This is a genomic window from Alcanivorax sp. HI0083 (genome assembly GCF_001635175.1).
In genome coordinates, this window is record NZ_LWFX01000094.1 from 1 (window position 1) to 846 (window position 846).

1 protein-coding gene and 1 pseudogene are annotated in these 846 nt (G+C 61.0%); one reads left to right on the plus strand and one right to left on the minus strand.

All coding sequences use genetic code 11. The features are described from left to right. Positions 1-192: pseudogene (locus A3754_RS01055) on the minus strand (glyoxalase); the annotation flags it as partial. 157 nt (positions 193-349) lie between these two features. Between A3754_RS01055 and A3754_RS01060 the strand changes: the two are divergent. Next, positions 350-846: MFS transporter (locus tag A3754_RS01060; RefSeq protein WP_156496658.1), on the plus strand; the 497-nt coding region annotated here is incomplete at its 3' end.

Genomic DNA, 846 nt, shown 5'->3' on the forward strand with positions numbered 1-846 from the left:
GTTTGAACCACCCTGGGAGCCAAAACTCAGCTGCACCGTCATGGTTTCTGCCGAGCCATAGGTCTGGAACCAGCCATGGTCCATAATCCGGTCCAGGCCAAGAATCTCGCCATAGAAGGCCTGCGCCTTGCCCAGATCGTCCGTGGCCACATTGGCCATGATGCGTGTCACCTTCATCGTTACCCCTGTCATTCTTTCTTCATTCTTGCTGCATTGTTCTTGCTGGCGTTTTCTTGCCTGCTCCAGGCACTAAACCATTCTTTCGCATGCTAGAATGAACCCTGTTCAATATCGACAGTCTCATCCCATCCGTCACAGACCTGCCCGCTGCCTTCATCCAGGAACCCTTATGTCCTCCGACTCCAGTCGCTTGCTTCGCCTTTCCCTCGCTCTGGCTCTGGGGGGCTTTGGCATTGGCAGTGGCGAGTTCGTCATTATGGGACTGATGCAGCGCGTGGCCACCGACCTGCAAGTCCCGGTGCCGGATGTGGGCTATGCCATCAGCAGTTATGCGCTGGGGGTGGTGGTCGGTGCACCGCTGATTTCCGCTCTGGCGGCCCGGGTGCCCCGGCGAGGACTGTTGATCACCCTGATGCTGGTGTTTGCCGTGGGCAACATGGCCAGCGCCCTGGCCACGGATTTCTGGACCTTCGTGGCCCTGCGCTTTCTGGCCGGGCTGCCCCATGGGGCCTACTTTGGTGTCGCCGCCCTGGTGGCAGCCTCCGCCGTGCCCTATCACATGCGTGCCCGCGCCGTCGCTCGGGTGATGAGCGGGCTGACCATTGCCATCGTGGTTGGCGCGCCCCTGGCCACCTGGGCCGGCAATCTGTTCGGCTGGGAAGTGGC